The organism is Massilia consociata, from assembly GCF_042432755.1.
Taxonomy (GTDB): Bacteria; Pseudomonadota; Gammaproteobacteria; order Burkholderiales; family Burkholderiaceae_D; genus Telluria; species Telluria consociata.
Map to the genome: position 1 here is coordinate 1 of NZ_JBHLWP010000022.1, position 17,379 is coordinate 17,379.

Genomic DNA, 17,379 nt, shown 5'->3' on the forward strand with positions numbered 1-17,379 from the left:
AGGGCAGCCCTAGCGAAACCAAGGCTGGCCCTATTACCATGCTGCACGGCCTCCAGCGGTTCAACGGAGTGATGCAGGGTTGGAGACTTGCAAAGATGTGGGGCTAGGTTAGGGCCTTCGCCGGGACGACGTTGTTTCAGTTTTTCTCCGATCGGGCTTCAGCGGTATTTGTCAAGCTGACCGTAGAACCGTCGTTCCGGCGCACGCCGCAACGCACCCGCCCTGGTCCGGCAGCCTCGCCTCACACCCCGCCGCCTCGTCCCACCTGCATGCCCTCCGGCTGTGGAACGGGTGTTGTAATTGGAAATAATTGCATACCGTCCAGTAAAAATCAAAAGACCCCCTCCGCTGCACGCTTATCGTCAAAGCCGTCCACCACGAAGGAGTCGCAATGAGCCATATCCTCCACCGCAACCTGCGCCAGGTGCCGCCGATCGCGGTATCCAGCGACGGCATCCGCATTCGCGACAAGGCCGGCCGGATCTACATCGACGCCTGCGGCGGCGCCGCCGTCTCCTCGCTCGGCCACGGACACCCGGACGTGGTCGCCGCCATGCACCGCCAGATCGACCGCTGCGCCTATGCCCATACCGCCTTCTTCACCACCGACGCGGCCGAGGAGCTGGCCGACCGCCTGGTTGCGGGCGCGCCGCAGGAGCTCACAGGCGTCTATCTGGTCTCGGGCGGCTCGGAAGCGATGGAGGCCGCGCTCAAGCTGGCGCGCCAGTACTGGGTGGAGGCCGGCGAGCCGCAGCGCACGCTGTTCGTCGCGCGGCGCCAGAGCTACCACGGCAACACGCTGGGCGCGCTGGCGGTGGGCGGCAACGAGCCGCGCCGCAAGGACTTCGCGCCGCTGCTGATGAACACGGTGCGCGTTGGGGCCTGCTACGAATACCGCGGCCGCGCCGCGCACCAGAGCACGGATGACTACACCGCCGGGCTGCTCGATGAGCTGGAAACCCAGATCCTCAGGGCCGGACCGGACAACATCATCGCCTTCTGCGCCGAGCCGGTGGTGGGCGCGACGGGCGGTGCCATTCCGCCGACGCCGGGGTACTTCCAGGGCGTGCGCGACATCTGCGACCGCTACCGCATCCTGTTCATCGCCGACGAGGTAATGTGCGGGATGGGCCGCACCGGCACCATGTACGCGATCGAGCAGGAGGGAGTGGCGCCGGACATCATCGCCGTGGGCAAGGGCCTGGGCGCCGGCTACCAGCCGATCGGCGCGGTGCTGGCGCACCAGACCATCGCCGACTGCCTGAAGGGCGGCAGCGGCGTGTTCCAGCATGGGCACACCTATATCGGCCACCCGGTGGCCGCCGCGGCGGCGCTGGCAGTGCAGAAGGTGATCGAGCGCGACGACCTGCTGGCACGCGTGCGCAGCCGCGGCGCGACGCTACGGCGCATGCTGGGCGACGTGTTCGGGACGCACGAGCACGTCGGCGACATCCGCGGCCGCGGGATGTTCATGGCGCTGGAGTTCGTGCAGGACCGCGCCACCAAGGCGCCGTTCGCGCCGGAGCGCAGGCTGCACGCGGCGGTCAAGGCCAAGGCCATGGAGAACGGGCTGATGGTGTATGCGGCCGGCGGAACGATCGATGGCCAGGTCGGCGACCACGTGCTGCTGGCGCCGCCGTTCATTGCGACGGCGGCGGATCTGTCGGAGATCGTGTCGCGGCTGGCGGACGCGGTGGAGGCGGCGCTCAGGCAGTAGCGCCGCCGTGTAATCGTAGGGTGGGCGGCTCCACCCGGTAGGGCGCTCAGTCGGTGTCAGGTGCGCCGGCCACGCGTTCAAATCCCGGCCGAACAGATCGAGCGGTCATTCATGTCGTCGTTGAACGCGCGGACGGCATCCGCAGCCCGATCATTCGCATGGCAGGGTGGAGCCGTCCACCCTACGCCACCACCTTCCTGAGCCACTTCGAGATGTCCTGCACCTCTTCCAGGCACAGCGTGTGCTGCATCATGTACTCGTGCCACTCGACCTGGTAGCCCAGCGACACCAGCACGTCCTTCGACTCGCGCGCCCGTGCGAAGGGCACCACGTTGTCGTGCGTGCCGTGGGCCATGAAGATCGGGGTGTCCAGGCTTTCTTCGGTGCGCTCGCTTGCGACGGACGTGGCCAGCGGCAGGTAGCCCGACAGGCACAGCATGCCGGCCAGCTTCTCCGGATGGCGCATGCCGGTCTGCAGCGTCATGGCGCAGCCCTGCGAGAAGCCGGCCAGGATGATGCGCGAGGCGGGGATGCCGCGCGCCTTCTCGCGTGCGATCAGCGCTTCCACGTCGCGCTGCGAGGCGCGCAGGCCGCCTTCGTCCTCGCGGCGGGTCAGTTCGGCGCCGGTGATGTCGTACCAGGCGCGCATGACGTAGCCGCCGTTGATCGTTACCGGCATCGTCTTCGCATGCGGGAACACGAAGCGGATGCCCGGCAGGCCCTTCAAGTCCAGCTCGTTCACGAGCGGCACGAAGTCGTTGCCGTCGGCGCCCAGGCCGTGCAGCCAGATGACCGCCACGGTGGGATTCGGCGCGGTTTCGATTTCGATATTTTGCAACAGCTCCATGGGATTCCTTTGCGATGTTCTCGGTGTGCGATGAGCGCGATCAGGCGGCAGGAGGACGCAGCGTCGACTTCGGGCGGAAGGTCTTGCTCACGAGAGGATCGGTTTCGATGTAGGGGCCGCCGATCAGGTCGATGCAGTAGGGGACCGCGGCGAAGATGCCGCCGACGACGGTGTTGCCGGCGTCGTCCTTCAGGCCTTCGAGGGTTTCCTTGATCGACTTCGGCTGGCCCGGCAGGTTCATGATGAGGGCCGCATGGTCCGCAGTTTCGCGAATGACAGCGGTCTGGCGCGACAGGATCGCGGTGGGCACGAAGCGCAGGCTGATCTGGCGCATCTGCTCGCCGAAGCCAGGCATCTCCCTGGTGCCCACGGCCAGCGTCGCCTCGGGCGTCACGTCGCGCCGCGCCGGGCCGGTGCCGCCGGTGGTCAGGACCAGGTGGCAGCCGGCATGGTCGACCAGCTCGACCAGGGTGCGCTCGATCTCGGCGCGCTCGTCCGGGATCAGCCGGGTCTCGACCCGGAACGGCGTGGTGATGGCCTGCGCCAGCCACGCGTTCAGGGCCGGGATGCCCTTGTCTTCGTACACGCCGCCGCTGGCGCGGTCGGAGACCGACACCAGGCCAATGATCAGCTCATGGTGAGCCGGTTCGGAATCACGCGTCGTCGGACTCGTCATCGCCGGCTTCCTCGTCGTCGCCGGCATCCGCCGGCTTCGATTTCTTGCCCAGGTCCTTCAGGATCTGGAAGATCTCGCGGTAGGCTTTCGGCGGCTTGTTCTCCGCCTGCTCCTTGCGCGCATTGCGGATCAGGGTGCGCAGGTGCTGCGCGTCCAGTTCCGGGTTCTCTTCGAGCAGCTGGGTCAGGGCCTTGTCGTCGGCCAGGAGCTTCTCGCGGCGGCGCTCCAGTGCGTGCAGGGCGGCGGTTTCCGCCTTCGATGCGCCCTTCCAGCCCTCGATGGTGCGCCGGATGACGTCGACTTCCTCTTCGCCCAGGGTGCGCATCTTCTTGCCCACGAACTGCAGGGCGCGGCGGCGGCCTTCGTGGTTGGTGATGGTCTGGCACGCGAGGATGGCTTCCTTCACGTCCTCCGGCATTTCCACGCGCTTGACGCGGTCGCGCGGCGCCTCGACCAGCTGTTCGCCGAGCTTCTGCAACTCGTTCGACTGGCGCTTGAGTTCAGACTTGGATGGACGGTCGTATTCTTGGTCGAACTCGTTGGACTGGAAGCCCACGGAGCCGCGGTTTGGATTAGGCATAATTTTTAAATTGATTCCGATTGATCCGGCGTTGTTTCAATTGCGCTGGGCCGATCAGTGAAAACTGTAAACGGCTGCTATGATAACTGTTTTAGGGCTCGCTACGAAAAACACGACATGAACGACACCGCTCCGACTTCCGCGCCTACCGCCGTGTTCACCCACACCCAGGACCAGCTGAAACAGCTCGCCCGCGACGTATTGGCCTTCGCGAAAGAGCAGGGTGCCACCGACGCCTCGGTCGAGATCAGCGAAGGCAGCGGCCTGTCGGTTTCTGTGCGTAAAGGCAAGATCGAGACCATCGAACAGAACAAGGACAAGGGCATCGGCGTCACCGTCTACTACGGCCAGCGCCGCGGCAACGCCAACACCTCCGACTTCTCCGCCAAGTCCCTGAAGGATACCGTGGAAGCGGCCTGGAACATCGCCCGCTTCACCGCCGAAGACGACTGCGCCGGCCTGCCGGACGCCGAACTGCTGGAAACGAACCCGCGCAACCTGCGCCTGTTCTATCCCTGGCAGATTTCGACCGAGGAAGCCGTCGAGATCGCCCAGCGTTGCGAGAACGCGGCCTTCGAGGTCGATCCGCGCGTGACCAACAGCGAAGGCGCCAGCGTCTACGTGCAGCAATCGCATTTTGTCGGCGCCAATTCGCGCGGCTTCATCGGCGGCTACCCGTTCTCGCGCCACACGATTTCCGTGGCCCCCATCGCCGGCAAGGGCAGCAAGATGCAGCGCGACGACTGGTACACCTCGTCGCGCGACCCGTCCAGGCTGGCCAGGCCGGAAGCCGTGGGCCGCTACGCCGCCGAGCGCGCGCTGGCGCGCCTGAACGCGCGCAAGCTCGACACCCGCACCTGCCCGGTGCTGTTCGAGGCCCCGCTGGCCGCCGGCCTGCTCGGCGCCTTCGTGCAGGCGGTCTCGGGCGGCGCACTGTACCGCAAGTCCAGCTTCCTGCTCGATACGCTCGGCAAGCAGATCTTCCCCGACCACATCACCATCGTCGAAGACCCGCACCTGATCGGCGCGGTCGGCTCCGCTCCTTTCGATGAGGAAGGCGTGCGCACCGTGCGCCGCAAGGTGGTCGACAATGGCGTCCTGCAGGGCTATTTCCTGTCTTCGTACTCGGCGCGCAAGCTGGGCATGCAGACCACCGGCAATGCCGGCGGCTCGCACAACCTCGACCTGGTGTCGAGCCAGACGAAACGCGCCGACGACTTCGAAGGCATGCTGCGCAAGATGGGCACCGGCCTGCTGGTCACCGAGCTGATGGGCCAGGGCGTCAACTACGTCACCGGCGACTATTCGCGCGGCGCCTCCGGCTACTGGGTCGAGAACGGCGTCATCCAGTACCCGGTCGAGGAAATCACCATCGCCGGCAACATGCGCGAGATGTTCCAGCAGATCGTGGCCATCGGCGGCGATGTCCTCACCCGCGGCAACAAGTCGACCGGCTCGATCCTGATCGAGAAAATGGTCGTGGCAGGCAGCTAAGAAGAACATGAGCGGAGGCACAACATGAGCAAGTTCGTACGCATCGACAAGGACAGCGCTAGCCAGAAGGCCGTGCTCGGCAGCCAGAAGACCGTGCTGCTCAACCTCGACCTGGTCGCCACGGTCGAGCTGTCGCAGGCATCGGACCTGCTCAGCTCCGGCAACGACAGCCGCAAGGTCTATGTCGCTTTCCTGGCGCCGGACAAGACCACCATCGCGACCCTCCCCTTCGACAGCGCGGAGGACGCCAACGCGTGGGTGCATACCCACCTGGGCGTCGAACTCTGATCACCTGGCTGCCGGCCGCCTGACCTGTCCGCAGGCGCCCGCTGCCGTCACCCTCCCCACGGCGTGAACGGAATGCCGTTGGCGATCAGTTCCGCCACGCCCTCACGGTTTTCGGTGCTGTCGCTCATGTGGGCCAGCACGTTGGCCACATCGGCCCTCCCGGTGTCGAGGATATCGAGCCAGTAGGCGTAGCCGGCCGGGTCCGGATCGCGGTGCAGCACGTTCTTGTACATTCGCATCAGGACTTCGGCATTGGTCGGCGCCGTCCCGTACAGGTCGGCGAACTCCTTCGAGGCGGCAAAGCCGCGGGCGACGTCGAACAGCGATTCGCCCCCGTCCATCACCGACAGCCAGTAACCCATGCCGGCCAGGTCCGGTGCGCGGTCGAAGGCGGCGCGGTAGACGCGGAAGGCCTGGCCGGCCACGCCGTCGATGTCGAGCGCCATGGCGCCGTCGGCGAAGGCGATGCGCTCGATGCCGGACAGGGTGTCGGTGCCGTCGCCGCCGGCGCCACGCTTGTCCACCACCCGGAAGCCGTCGGCCGTGCGCGTGACCGTGTAGTTGGCGGCGGCGCCGGCGTAGCGGGCGCTGTCGATGCCGGCCCCGCCGATCAGGATGTCGTTGCCGGCGCCGCCGACCAGCACGTCGTTGCCGTCGCCGCCGTCGAGCAGGTCGTTGCCGCTGCCGCCGCTGAGCACTTCGTTGCCCGCGCTGCCGATCCGGGTGACCGGCGGCTCGGTGGCGACGGGAGGCGGGGCCGGCGGCGGTGGAGGTGGGGCAGGCGGCGGCGGAGGTGGCGGAGGCGGCGGAGGCGGAGGCGGCGCAACGACGCCGTACTGGACATTTTCGACGATGTTCTCGGCCGTGATGTCACCCACCCTGACGCCCTTGAGCGCCATGACGGTGGTGAAGGTGCCGGCGCCGGACGTGCCGTCGGCATCCATTTCCAGGACCGCGTCCGCGCCGGACTGGACGAAGCGCAGGTAGCCTTTCGCGAACGGATCCGGGATCGTCTTCAGATCGATGCCGAGCCTGGACAGTGCGATCTTGTCGCCTGCCGCTCCCGCCTGGAAATCCGTTACCGTATAGGCGTGGCCACGCGCTTCGAAGATGTCGCTTCCGGTACCGCCGGTGACGTTGAATATGATGCTTGGTTTGTTAAAAGGATTTTTGTTAATCCGAAACACGTCATGGCCGGCACCGCCCAGCAGGTTGGCACGCACCACCCAATCCCCGAGCCTGTCCCAGACGAAGTTGAGCACGTCGTCGCCGGCGCCGCCGTCCATGGTCAGCTCATCGAAGACGGCGGAAGTGGGCACCGTACCGGAAAAGACCACCAGGACGTCGTTGCCGTCCCCGCCGCGCAGGATGCCTCTACCCGAGCCTTGCAGGTAGTCGTTGCCGGCGCCGCCCAGCAAGGTGTCGCCGCCGTTCTCGTCGTACAACTCGTCGTCGCCGTCGCCGCCGTCGAGGATGTCCTTGCCGAAGTGGCCGTCGAGTATGTCGTTGCCGGCGCCGCCCCGGATGATATCGTCGAGCCAGCCGCCGGTATAGGTGTCGTTGCCCGCGGTTCCCTCCCAGGTGACGCCCTCCTTGCTGCCATCGGGCCGCAGGCCGTGGGCCATGTTGTCGGCCGTCAGGGTGTTCTTGTCCAGGTTCTTGAGCGTGACCAGGTCCTGTTGCGGCATCGGTCCCGCGCCATCGGCGTCGATCGCGATGACGGTATCGGCGCCGCGCTGTTCCACCCGGTAGTGCCCGCTGGCGAAAGGCGAGGCGTCCAGCCGGGGAAATCCGTGGAGATCGAAGATGTCGAGCAGGTCCCCGCCCGGCCCGGCCTGGAAATCCAGGATGGTCAGCATCGATGCGGGCGCGAAGCTGTTGATCACATAGGTATCGCTGCCGGCGCCACCTTCTGCGATCACGTTGAGCGCCGGACTCGGCGTCACGTGGATGCGGTCGTTGCCGTTGCCGCCATGCAAGGTGACCGTGCCCCCTGGCTTGACGTAGTGTCCCAGCCGGACTTCCAGCAGGTCGTCGCCGTCGCCGCCGTCGAGCAGGTCGCCAAGACCTCCCGCATGGAGCGCGTCATTGCCATCGCCACCGAGCAGCACGCTGTTCCCGGCGCTGCCGGTATGCAGCACATCGTTGCCGGCGCCGCCTTCCATCCGGTTGCTGCCATGCAGATCGAACAGGAAGTCGTCGCCGTCGCCGCCCGACAGCAGGTCGTCGCCTTCGCCGCCGTCCAACCGGTCGTTCCCGCCGTCGCCATACAGCTTGTCGTTGCCGCCGCCGCCGTGCAGGACGTCGTCGCCCGCGCCGCCGTGCAACTCGTCCGGCAGGACGCCGCCCTGCATGGTATCCGCCTCCGCCGATCCGGTGCGCACCCAGCCTGTCGGCGATCCATCGGGACGCGCGCCCTCGCTGAAGTTCTCGTTCGACAGCGCCGCGACCGAGGTATTGCGCAGCACGACCGTGTCGATCCAGGTCTCAGGACCGCCGGCCCCGTCCCGGTCGCGCTGCAGCACGGCATCGGCACCGCGCTGGACCAGGCGCAGCCGGTCGGAAGCGGCGAACGGGTTGCTGTCGCCGGTCAGGCCCGGCGCCATGGTGAAGACATTGAGCACGTCGCCGCCGGCCCCGGCCTGGAAGTCCAGGATGGTCAGCAAGGGAAGGTGGGGTGCGTGGTACTCGAAGCGGTAGGTGTCCCGTCCGGCGCCGCCGGTGACGTCGACCGGGCGCAGGGCGCTGTCCGCGCCTTGCAGGCTGATGCTGTCGTCGCCGTCGCCGCCGTTGATGGACAGCGCCGGCAGGCCGGCGCTGCCGGGGGCCGCCTTGACCGAGATGGTGTCGTTGCCGCTGCCGCCTTCGATGCGGTCCAGGGTGATCGACGCGATGATGGTGTCGTTCCCGGCGCCGCCGTCGATGCTGCCCGCGCCGGACAGATCGGTCAGCCTGTCGTCGCCATCGCCGCCGTCGATATCGTCGTCGCCCTTGCCGCCGTCGATGATATCGTCGCCGCCCAGGCCGGTGATGACATCGTCGAACTCGGTGCCGACCAGGTAATCAGGCTCGGCCGTGCCGGTAATGATCCTGCCGACACTGCTGCCGTGCGGATCGTAGTTGTTGCCGATGTTTGCGCTGGTCAGCGACGACAGCGCAACGCCGGTCAGGGTGGCGACAAGGCGGAACTGGTGGCTGCTTCCGGACGCGCCGTCGGCGTCGGCAAAGAGCAGGGTGTCGGCGCCCGCCTGTTCCATTTTCAGGTAGCCGGCCGTGCCGAACGGATTGCCGCCGAGGTTGGCCGGCAGGAAGCCGCGCAGGTCGAGCTGGTCGCCGTCGGCGGCGCTGAAGTCGGCGATACGCAGGCTGCCATCCATCCGCTCCAGCTGGAAGGTGTCGGCGCCGCTGCCGCCGCGCGCGGTGACGGTCGTCGCGGCGTTCGACACCGAGATGTTCAGCCGGTCATTGCCGGCGCCGCCGTCGAGGACGACGGCATGGGCATGCGTTCCCGTGGCGTTCACGCTCAAGGTATCGTTGCCTTCGCCGCCAAGCAGGGTGTCGTCGCCGTTCCCGCCGTATAGCCGGTCGTTTCCGCTGCCGCCGTCGAGCAGGTTGGTGCCGGTGCCGCCCACGACCAGCTCGTCATGGCCTTCCCCGCCTTCGAGGATGTTGCGCTCACCCGGATGGGCAAAGTCATGGAGCACGTCGTCACCCATGCCGCCGATCAGCCGGTCGCTCCCCTTGCCGCCACGCAGGAAGTCGTTGCCGTCGGAGCCGATGAGCAGGTCGTCGCCGTCTTCGCCTTCCAGGAAGTCGTTACCGCCGAGGCCGTCGATGGTGTCGTCGAGGTCAGTGCCATGCAGTCTGTCGGCCTCGGCGGTGCCGGTGATCGTCGCTCCCTTGGTCCAGACCGACGGGACAATGCCGCCCACAAAGTTTGCAACACCGAGCTCGCGGGCCTCGACGCCGCTGAGGCGCAGGATCGTCTGGTATGCGGCGTTGTCGCCGGGCAGCCTACGCTCGAACAAGGTGTCGGCCCCGTCGGCGTACAGGCGCAGGATGCCGTCCGTGAACGGATTGCCGGCATAACCTGCGGGCAGCAGCAGGCTGGCGTCGATCAAGTCTCCGCCCGCGCCGGCGGTGAAATCGGTCACGCGCACCTGAACGCCTGCGCCCGGCTGTGTTGCGCGGCTGTCCAGGACATAGGTGTCGACGCCGTCCCGGCCCGTCAGTTCCAGCCGTGCCGTCGTCTGGTCCGTGAATCGGATGATCAGCTTGTCGTCGCCGCTGCCGCCGTCGGCCACGGCAAGCCGGCCAGCGGGGCCGGCGAGCGTGATATCGAGGGTGTCGTTGCCGTCGCCGCCGAGGAAATCGACGGTGCCGTATCCGACCAGGAGATCGTCCCCGCTGCCGCCACTCAGGAGGCCGGTCGAGTCGATCCCGGCCACCAGCCTGTCGTTGCCGTCGTCGCCGAAGAGGCTGTCATTGCCCCCCATCCCGTCGAGAATGTCGTCGCCGGCGCCGCCGACGAGCAGATCGTCGCCGAGGCCGCCGCGCAGTTCGTCGTTGCCGGGGCCACCGTAGAGCATGTCGTCGCCCTCGCCCCCGTCGAGAAAATCGTTTCCGTCAGATAAATCCCCACCCCTCAGGATGTCGTTGCCGGCATAACCGTACAGGCGGTCGTCGCCGCCACCCCCATCGAGCGCGTCCTCCAGGTGACTTCCGTGCATGGTCTCGGCAGCGTCGGTGCCGGTCCATCCGACGGCAACAGGACTGAGCCCGATGCTGAAGTCGACGACGAGGTCGGGGGAATTGTCGCTGACGGCGCTGTTTCCGGCGTTGTCCAGGATCGCGCCGCCACCGAAGGTGACCCGGTAGCTCGTCATGTACTGCAGTGCCTTGGGCGGCGTGAACGTCACCGAATTGCCGGACACCATGATGTGCTGGCTGCCTTCGACGACGGAGGCATACAGGACGTCGCCCGATTGCGTCCTCAGCATCACGAGGCCTGTACCGAGCCGGACCGGTTCGTTGAAGGTGAAGACGAGCTGGTTGTCGGTGATCGGACCGTTCCACAGCGGCGCGTCGATCAGGATGGGGGCTTGGGTATCCGCAGTGGCGGACGATGCGCCGGATTGCGCGCCAAGTTGGAGGAGCTTGCCCGGGAAGGCGGGGAGGTCAGCGCTGTTCATGTTAAGTAGACAAAACTTTATGAGCCGCAACTATCACGTACTCATGAATTCCTGTCTACTTGTACTTACAACGCATAAGCAGGTATGCGGCTTGTACGCAACGGCATGCGGGTTCAGCCGGCCTGCTCCAGGCGGCTGAGCCGCTGGCCGAAGATGCCCCAGGTGCGCGTTTCGCCATCGACCGTGGCCTTCAAGGCCCAGCCGGTGCCGATCTTCTCGACCGTCACTTCGGTCTCGATCTCCCTGGCGACTTTTTCGGCCCAGGATTGGGCCGCGCCGCGGCCCTTGAACAGCTCCTGGCCTTCATACACGACGGTGGCGTCGAACACGGGGGCGGAAAATACGGTCATGGTGGTCTCGTCGGGTGGATGACTGCCAGGCGGCTGCGCAGGCTGCGCGCCACCCGGCACGTGCTTATTTGCCGGCTGCTTCGCGCAGTGCGCGCACGTGGTTCAGCACCGGCTGCAGCACCGCCGCGCCCAGGCGCGCGCTGCGGGCGCCGTCCCAGCCCACCTGCGGGTCCGGGTCGTTGGCGTTGTCCTTGAACGGCAGTTCCAGGGTCAGGGACAGGCAGCCGAAGGCATGGGTGATGTGCGACGAGCCCATGGTGAGCGTTTCGTCGGTGAACGGCGTCTGGCCGTAGCCGTGCACGTCCTGGAAGTCCGGGCTGGCGATCTTGAAGTCCTCGATGAAGCGCTGCTGCTGTTGCGCCTGTTCGTCGGTCCAGGTCGGGAGCGATTCGCTGCCGGCCACGAACACGTAGGGCAGGCCCTCGTCGCCGTGCACGTCGAGGCACATGTCCACGCCGGTTTCGTGCATCTTCTTCAGGACCAGGAACACTTCCGGGCTGCGCTCCATCGAGGGGTTCATCCACTCGCGGTTCAGGTTGGCGCCGGCCGCGTTGGTGCGCAGGTTGCCGCGCACCGAGCCGTCCGGGTTCATGTTCGGCACCACGTAAAACACCGATTCCTTCAGGAGCTGGCGGCCGAACGGATGCGCCGGGTCGAGCAGGGCGTCGAGCATGCCTTCCACGAACCACTCGGCCATCGTCTCGCCCGGGTGCTGGCGTGCGATCACCCAGACCTTCTTCTTCTCCGGCGACGGCTCGCCGATGACCAGCATGTTCAGGTCGCGGCCGTCGACGGTCGAACCCAGGTCGAGCATGCGCACGTTCTCCGACATCTGGGCGCGGTCCAGCAGCTCCAGGTGGCGCTCCCACGAGTACGGCTCGAAGTAGGCGTAGTAGACGCTGTCCATGCCCGGGGTGTGCTCGATCGTCATCACCTGGCCGTCGTACGAGGTCGGCACGCGGAACCAGTTCACACGGTCATAGCTGGCCATCGCCTGGTAGCCTTCCCAGCCCTTCGGGTAGGCGGCCTGGCCGGCGTTGAGGAAGCGGATCGTGCACGGTTCGCCTTGCGCGCCCTGCAGGCGGAAGTAGAACCACTGGACGATGTCGGCGTGCGAGTCCTTGCGGATGTTCAGGTCGATGGCGTTCGCGCTCGTGGCGTTCACGACCTCGATGGCGCCAGCGTCGAACTGGCTGCTGATCTTGATAGACATGGTGTGTCCTGTCGAAGGGTGTTGACTAAAACGCTGATGATACCGCAACGGCGCGGTGGTCAATCAAGCAAGCCGCCGAAGCGCTCGTAGAACACGCGGTCGGCTTGCGGGGTCGCCTCGTCTTCCTTGCGCAGCATGGCCATGATGTGTTCTTCGGCCTGGGCCTGGGTCAGGCGGTAGATATCCTTCGCCAGTTCGTAGGCATCCGTGCCCGGCCACGGCGTGGGCAGCAGCGCCAGCGGCAGCATCGGGTCGTGCAGTTGCACCCGGCGGTAGGCATGGATCAGCAGGGTGCGGAGGGCGAAGGCGTCCTGCGGGCCGATCTGCGCGCTCTTGTCCAGCAGGGCCCGTACCGGCGTGAACGTGGCGATGAACTGGCGGTAGCTGCCGATGACGCCGGACAGATCCCAGCCGTCGCCTACCAGTTCGGGCAGCGGGCGCGAGCCCGTGCCCGGCCACTCGGCCATCTCGCAGGCGAACACCTTGCCGGCGGCGCCGGCACGCGCCAGGATCTCGCGCAGCGTGTCGCGGTCCGGCGCCGGGTGTGCCATCACGCCGGTGGCCAGCATCGTAAAACCTTCCCATTCCAGTTCCTTGCGCAGCAGCGCGCGCAGGTCGCCGTCGATGCTGCCGTTGGGCGCGAGCACGACCATCCAGCGGCCGTCCCAGTCCAGTCCCGGCGGCGAATAAATGCGGCGGTTGGCGCGCTCGAAGCGCGGCAGCGCCTTCGGCGCCAGGGCATAGCGGCTGCGCCGTCCCTCGCGGCTGGCGATCAACCAGCCTTCCTGGACCAGGCGGAACACGCTGGTGCGCACCAGCCGGTCGCTCACGCCGAGCGGCGCCAGCAATTCGATCATGCTGCCCAGCCAGAAGGCGCCGCCGTGCGGGGCGATGGCGTCGCCGCAGACGGTCATCACCAGCGATTTGTGGCGCGGCGGATCAATGGTCAGGAAGTGGTCGATCCACTCGCCGCTGGTGCGTTGTGTCATGTTGGCTCAGTCGCAATATGATTCAAAATTTTGATGTACATCCGATTTTTTGTATCGTATTATGGATCGAGTAGGTTTGCAACGGAGACCAGACATGTACGCACAGATGGTGGAGACCGGACTCAAGAAAGTCCGTACCGAGGAAGACATGAGCCTTGATGAGGCGGCGTTCCAGGCGCGCATCGACGCCGGCATCAAGATCGAGCCGAAGGACTGGATGCCCGAGGCCTACCGCAAGACCCTGATCCGCCAGATCTCGCAGCACGCGCATTCCGAGATCGTCGGCCAGTTGCCGGAAGGGAACTGGGTCACGCGCGCGCCCACGCTCAAGCGCAAGTCGGTGCTGCTGGCCAAGATCCAGGACGAGGCCGGCCATGGCCTGTACCTGTACAGCGCCGCCGAGACGCTGGGCGTGTCGCGCGACGAGCTGCTGCAGGCGCTGCACTCGGGCAAGGCGAAATACTCGAGCATCTTCAACTACCCGACCCTGAGCTGGGCCGACATGGGCGCCATCGGCTGGCTGGTGGACGGCTCGGCCATCATCAACCAGATCCCGCTGTGCCGCTGCTCGTACGGCCCGTACGCGCGCGCCATGATCCGCGTCTGCAAGGAAGAGTCCTTCCACGCGCGCCAGGGCTACGACATCATGATGAGCCTGGCCCGCGGCACGCCCGAGCAGAAGGCCATGGCGCAGGATGCGCTGAACCGCTGGTGGTGGCCGTCCCTGATGATGTTCGGCCCGTCGGATGCCGAATCGGTCAACAGCGCGCAGTCCACGGCCTGGCGCATCAAGCTGTTCTCGAACGACGAGCTGCGCCAGCGCATGGTCGACCAGACCGTGCCGCAGGCCGAATACCTGGGCCTGACGATTCCCGACCCCGACCTCAAGTGGAACGAAGAACGCGGCCACTACGACTTCGGCGAAATCGACTGGAGCGAGTTCCACAACGTCCTGAAGGGCAACGGCCCCTGCAACCGCGAGCGCCTGCGCACCCGCGTCAAGGCCTATGAAGATGGCGCATGGTTCCGCGACGCGCTGGTTGCCCACGCCGAGAAGCAGGCCGCCCGTAAAGCAGTCGCTTGATTTGACGGGGCCGCCTTTGTAGGGTGGGCGGGTCCTCCCGCCCACGCGTCCAACCAGCCCCCGCATGACCGCATAAAAGAATACGGAGATAACGAATGAGCAAAGAGTGGCCCCTGTGGGAAGTCTTCATCCGCAGCCAGCACGGCCTGGCCCACAAGCACGTGGGCAGCCTGCACGCGCCCGACGCCGAGATGGCGATCAATAACGCGCGCGACGTCTACACCCGCCGCAACGAAGGCGTCAGCATCTGGGTCGTGCGCGCCCAGGATATCGTGGCCAGCAGCCCGAGCGACAAGGAAGCGCTGTTCGAGCCGGCCAACAGCAAGGTGTACCGCCACCCGACCTTCTTCCCGATGCCGGAAGAAGTCAAGAACCTGTGACGCAGCCGGAGATGAATGCCGTGGACGCTAACACCGCGAAAATCGACTACCTGCTGCGCCAGGGCGACAACGCCCTGGTCCTGTCGCAGCAGCTGTGCCAGCTGTGCGGCAAGGGCCCGGCGCTGGAAGAAGACATGGCGCTGTCGAACGTCGCGCTCGACCTGCTGGGCCAGACCCGCATGTGGCTCACCTACGCCGGCGAGCTGGAAGGCAAGGGCCGCGACGAAGACCGCCTGGCCTTCCACCGCGACGCGCACGACTACCGCAACTGCCTGCTGGTCGAGCAGCCGAACGGCAGTTATGCCGACGTCATGGTGCGCCAGTTCCTGTTCGATACCTGGCACTACTTCCTGATGGACGGCCTGACCAAATCAAACGACCCGCGCATCGCCGAGATCGCGCAGAAGTCGATCAAGGAAGTCACCTACCACCTGCGCCGCTCCGGCGACCTGGTGGTGCGCCTGGGCGACGGCACGGAAACGAGCCACGCGAAGATGCAGACCGCACTGGACGAGCTGTGGATGTACAGCGGCGAGATGTTCCTCTACGACGAGATCGACAACGCCATGGTGGAGCAGGGCGTGGCCCCGGCTGTCGAACCGCTGCGCAAGAACTTCCTCGACCACCTGGCCGATGTGCTGAACGAAGCCACCCTCACCATGCCGCCAGTGGACGCCTGGATGCAGCGCGGCGGCAAGCAGGGGCGGCACACCGAGCGCCTCGGCTACATCCTGGCCGAAATGCAGTTCCTGCAGCGCGCCTATCCGGGAGCGCAGTGGTAATGAACGCATTGGGTGTCAGCCTGGAGCAGGTCTGGGACTGGCTCGGCGAAGTCGCCGACCCGGAGATTCCGGTCATCTCGGTGGTCGATCTCGGCATCGTGCGCGACGTCGTGTTTGAAGACGACACCTGCGTGGTGACGATCACGCCAACCTACTCCGGCTGCCCGGCGATGCAGGTGATCGCGGACGCGGTAAAGGAAGCACTGGGGGCGAAAGGCCTGGAAAACGTGCGCATCGTCAGCCGCCTGTCGCCCGCCTGGACGACGGACTGGATGAGCGAGGCCGGCAAGGCCGCCCTGAAGGGCTACGGCATTGCGCCACCAGTGCAGCAGGCGATCGACATCAGCGGCCTGCACGCCGGCATCCGCCGCCGCGCCGCGCCGGAAGTCGCCTGCCCCAACTGCGGCTCGCCGCACACCCAGCTGACCAGCGAGTTCGGTTCGACGCCGTGCAAGGCGCTGTACAAGTGCCTCGACTGCCGCGAGCCTTTCGATTACTTCAAGTGCCACTGAGAGCACAACGAGACCGATGAGCAAATTCTATCCACTGACCGTGGCCAAGGTGAAGCACGAAACCCGCGACGCCATTGCCGTGACCTTCGACGTGCCGCCCGACTTGAGGCCGCAATTCGCCTACCAGCAGGGCCAGCACCTGACCCTGCGCGCGATGATCGACGGCGAGGACGTGCGCCGTTCGTACTCCATCTGTTCGGCGGTGCAGGACGACGTGCTGCGCGTGGCGATCAAGCGCACCCAAGGGGGGCTGTTCTCGACCTGGGCCAACGAGCACCTGAAACCCGGCGCCACGCTCGAGGTGATGCCGCCGATGGGACACTTCAACGTGCTGCTCGATCCCGACAGCGAGCGCCACTACCTGGCTTTTGCTGCCGGCAGCGGGATCACGCCGATCCTGTCGATCGTGAAGACGACCCTGAAGGCCGAGCCGAAAAGCCGCTTCACCATCGTGTACGGCAACCGCGCCTCGTCGAGCGTGATCTTCCGCGACGAGCTGACCGATCTCAAGGACACCTACATGGACCGGCTCAAGCTGGTGTATGTGATGAGCCGCGAGCAGCAGGACATCGAACTGTTCAACGGCCGCATCACCGAAGAAAAGTGCGGCCACTTCCTGCGTCACTGGATCGACATCAAGGACATCGACGTCGCCTTCATCTGCGGCCCGGAAGACATGATGCACGGCGTCTCGCGCGCGCTGCAGCAGGCCGGGCTGGCCAAGGAAAAAATCCGCATCGAGCTGTTCGCGGCCAGCATCCCCAAGCACGAGCACAAGCCGCGCAAGGTCGAAGCAGGCCAGCAGCACCAGACCGAAGTCACCGTGATCATGGACGGCAACGCGGCCAGCTTCACGATGGACAAGGACAAGGAATCCATCCTCGATGCGGGCCTGCGCGCCGGCATCGACATGCGCTACTCGTGCAAGGGCGGCGTGTGCTCGACCTGCCGCTGCAAGGTGCTCGACGGGCAGGTGGAGATGGACGTGAACTATGCGCTCGAAGACTACGAAGTGGCGCGCGGGTTCGTGCTCAGCTGCCAGAGTTTCCCGATCACCGACAAGGTGGTGGTGGACTTCGATATCGCTGAGTAAGCGCAAGCATAGCGGTATAGCCTGATTGCACCGTTAGCCTAAAGACCGTCGTTCCGGCGCAGGCCGGAACCCAATTTGACGTTTGTGGCATACCACCGGAATTGGATCCCGGCCTTCGCCGGGATGACGACTCAGGGGTAACAAAGGAATATGGGTTCCAGACTGTCGTGATGCGACCGTCG

General features: G+C 66.1%; 15 protein-coding genes. 8 read left to right on the top strand and 7 right to left on the bottom strand.

The features are described from left to right. Window positions 1–391: 391 nt before the first annotated feature. Complete coding sequence (locus tag ACFFJK_RS20540; RefSeq protein ID WP_379681538.1) at window positions 392–1,717, top strand: aspartate aminotransferase family protein; 1,326 nt, start codon at window positions 392–394, stop codon at window positions 1,715–1,717. Window positions 1,718–1,898: 181 nt separating this feature from the next. Here the strand turns inward: ACFFJK_RS20540 and ACFFJK_RS20545 are convergent, their stop codons facing one another. The 3 genes from ACFFJK_RS20545 to yjgA are packed head-to-tail and all read right to left on the bottom strand — an operon-like array spanning window position 1,899 to window position 3,820. Then, the gene (locus ACFFJK_RS20545) at window positions 1,899–2,564 is read right to left on the bottom strand and encodes an alpha/beta hydrolase (RefSeq protein ID WP_379681539.1); all 666 of its coding nucleotides are present in this window, start codon (window positions 2,562–2,564) and stop codon (window positions 1,899–1,901) included. A 40-nt stretch (window positions 2,565–2,604) separates the two neighbouring features. Then, entirely contained in the window at window positions 2,605–3,240 is a 636-nt protein-coding gene (mog, locus tag ACFFJK_RS20550; RefSeq protein ID WP_379681540.1) for a molybdopterin adenylyltransferase, read from the bottom strand. Continuing rightward, the gene (gene yjgA, locus ACFFJK_RS20555; protein WP_379681541.1) at window positions 3,218–3,820 is read right to left on the bottom strand and encodes a ribosome biogenesis factor YjgA; all 603 of its coding nucleotides are present in this window, start codon (window positions 3,818–3,820) and stop codon (window positions 3,218–3,220) included. Before yjgA ends, mog begins: the two co-directional genes overlap by 23 nt. Window positions 3,821–3,937: 117 nt before the next feature. Here yjgA and pmbA point away from each other — a divergent pair, with 117 nt between their 5' ends. Both pmbA and ACFFJK_RS20565 read left to right on the top strand, forming a co-directional pair. Then, the gene (pmbA, locus tag ACFFJK_RS20560) at window positions 3,938–5,314 is read left to right on the top strand and encodes a metalloprotease PmbA (RefSeq protein WP_379681542.1); all 1,377 of its coding nucleotides are present in this window, start codon (window positions 3,938–3,940) and stop codon (window positions 5,312–5,314) included. 24 nt (window positions 5,315–5,338) lie between these two features. Beyond that, a complete protein-coding gene (locus tag ACFFJK_RS20565) occupies window positions 5,339–5,602 on the top strand; it encodes a hypothetical protein (protein ID WP_379681543.1) in 264 nt (87 codons plus the stop codon). 47 nt (window positions 5,603–5,649) lie between these two features. Here ACFFJK_RS20565 and ACFFJK_RS20570 read toward each other — a convergent pair whose 3' ends face one another. From ACFFJK_RS20570 to paaX, 4 genes are all read right to left on the bottom strand, one after another. Next, window positions 5,650–10,794: a type I secretion C-terminal target domain-containing protein gene (locus tag ACFFJK_RS20570; RefSeq protein WP_379681544.1), complete on the bottom strand. Its 5,145-nt coding sequence runs from the start codon at window positions 10,792–10,794 to the stop codon at window positions 5,650–5,652. 113 nt (window positions 10,795–10,907) lie between these two features. Beyond that, window positions 10,908–11,144 (bottom strand): hypothetical protein, encoded by a 237-nt coding sequence (locus ACFFJK_RS20575; protein WP_379681545.1) that lies wholly within the window; start codon window positions 11,142–11,144, stop codon window positions 10,908–10,910. A 64-nt stretch (window positions 11,145–11,208) separates the two neighbouring features. Further along, window positions 11,209–12,357, bottom strand: coding sequence for a M14 family metallopeptidase (locus ACFFJK_RS20580; protein ID WP_379681546.1), 1,149 nt, complete (start codon window positions 12,355–12,357; stop codon window positions 11,209–11,211). 59 nt (window positions 12,358–12,416) lie between these two features. Further along, the gene (paaX, locus tag ACFFJK_RS20585; RefSeq protein ID WP_379681547.1) at window positions 12,417–13,346 is read right to left on the bottom strand and encodes a phenylacetic acid degradation operon negative regulatory protein PaaX; all 930 of its coding nucleotides are present in this window, start codon (window positions 13,344–13,346) and stop codon (window positions 12,417–12,419) included. A 94-nt stretch (window positions 13,347–13,440) separates the two neighbouring features. On the opposite strand from paaX, the gene paaA reads away from it, so the two are divergent. The 5 genes from paaA to paaE all read left to right on the top strand — a co-directional run bounded on the left by paaA (window position 13,441) and on the right by paaE (window position 17,197). After that, the gene (paaA, locus tag ACFFJK_RS20590; protein ID WP_379681548.1) at window positions 13,441–14,430 is read left to right on the top strand and encodes a 1,2-phenylacetyl-CoA epoxidase subunit PaaA; all 990 of its coding nucleotides are present in this window, start codon (window positions 13,441–13,443) and stop codon (window positions 14,428–14,430) included. Between the two features lie 95 nt (window positions 14,431–14,525). Beyond that, complete coding sequence (paaB, locus tag ACFFJK_RS20595) at window positions 14,526–14,810, top strand: 1,2-phenylacetyl-CoA epoxidase subunit PaaB (protein ID WP_159701094.1); 285 nt, start codon at window positions 14,526–14,528, stop codon at window positions 14,808–14,810. A gap of 20 nt (window positions 14,811–14,830) precedes the next feature. Continuing rightward, a complete protein-coding gene (paaC, locus tag ACFFJK_RS20600; RefSeq protein WP_379681549.1) occupies window positions 14,831–15,592 on the top strand; it encodes a 1,2-phenylacetyl-CoA epoxidase subunit PaaC in 762 nt (253 codons plus the stop codon). After that, window positions 15,592–16,104: a 1,2-phenylacetyl-CoA epoxidase subunit PaaD gene (paaD, locus tag ACFFJK_RS20605; RefSeq protein WP_379681550.1), complete on the top strand. Its 513-nt coding sequence runs from the start codon at window positions 15,592–15,594 to the stop codon at window positions 16,102–16,104. Before paaC ends, paaD begins: the two co-directional genes overlap by 1 nt. Window positions 16,105–16,120: 16 nt before the next feature. After that, window positions 16,121–17,197: a 1,2-phenylacetyl-CoA epoxidase subunit PaaE gene (gene paaE, locus ACFFJK_RS20610; protein ID WP_379681551.1), complete on the top strand. Its 1,077-nt coding sequence runs from the start codon at window positions 16,121–16,123 to the stop codon at window positions 17,195–17,197. The last annotated feature ends 182 nt before the right edge of the window (window positions 17,198–17,379 follow it).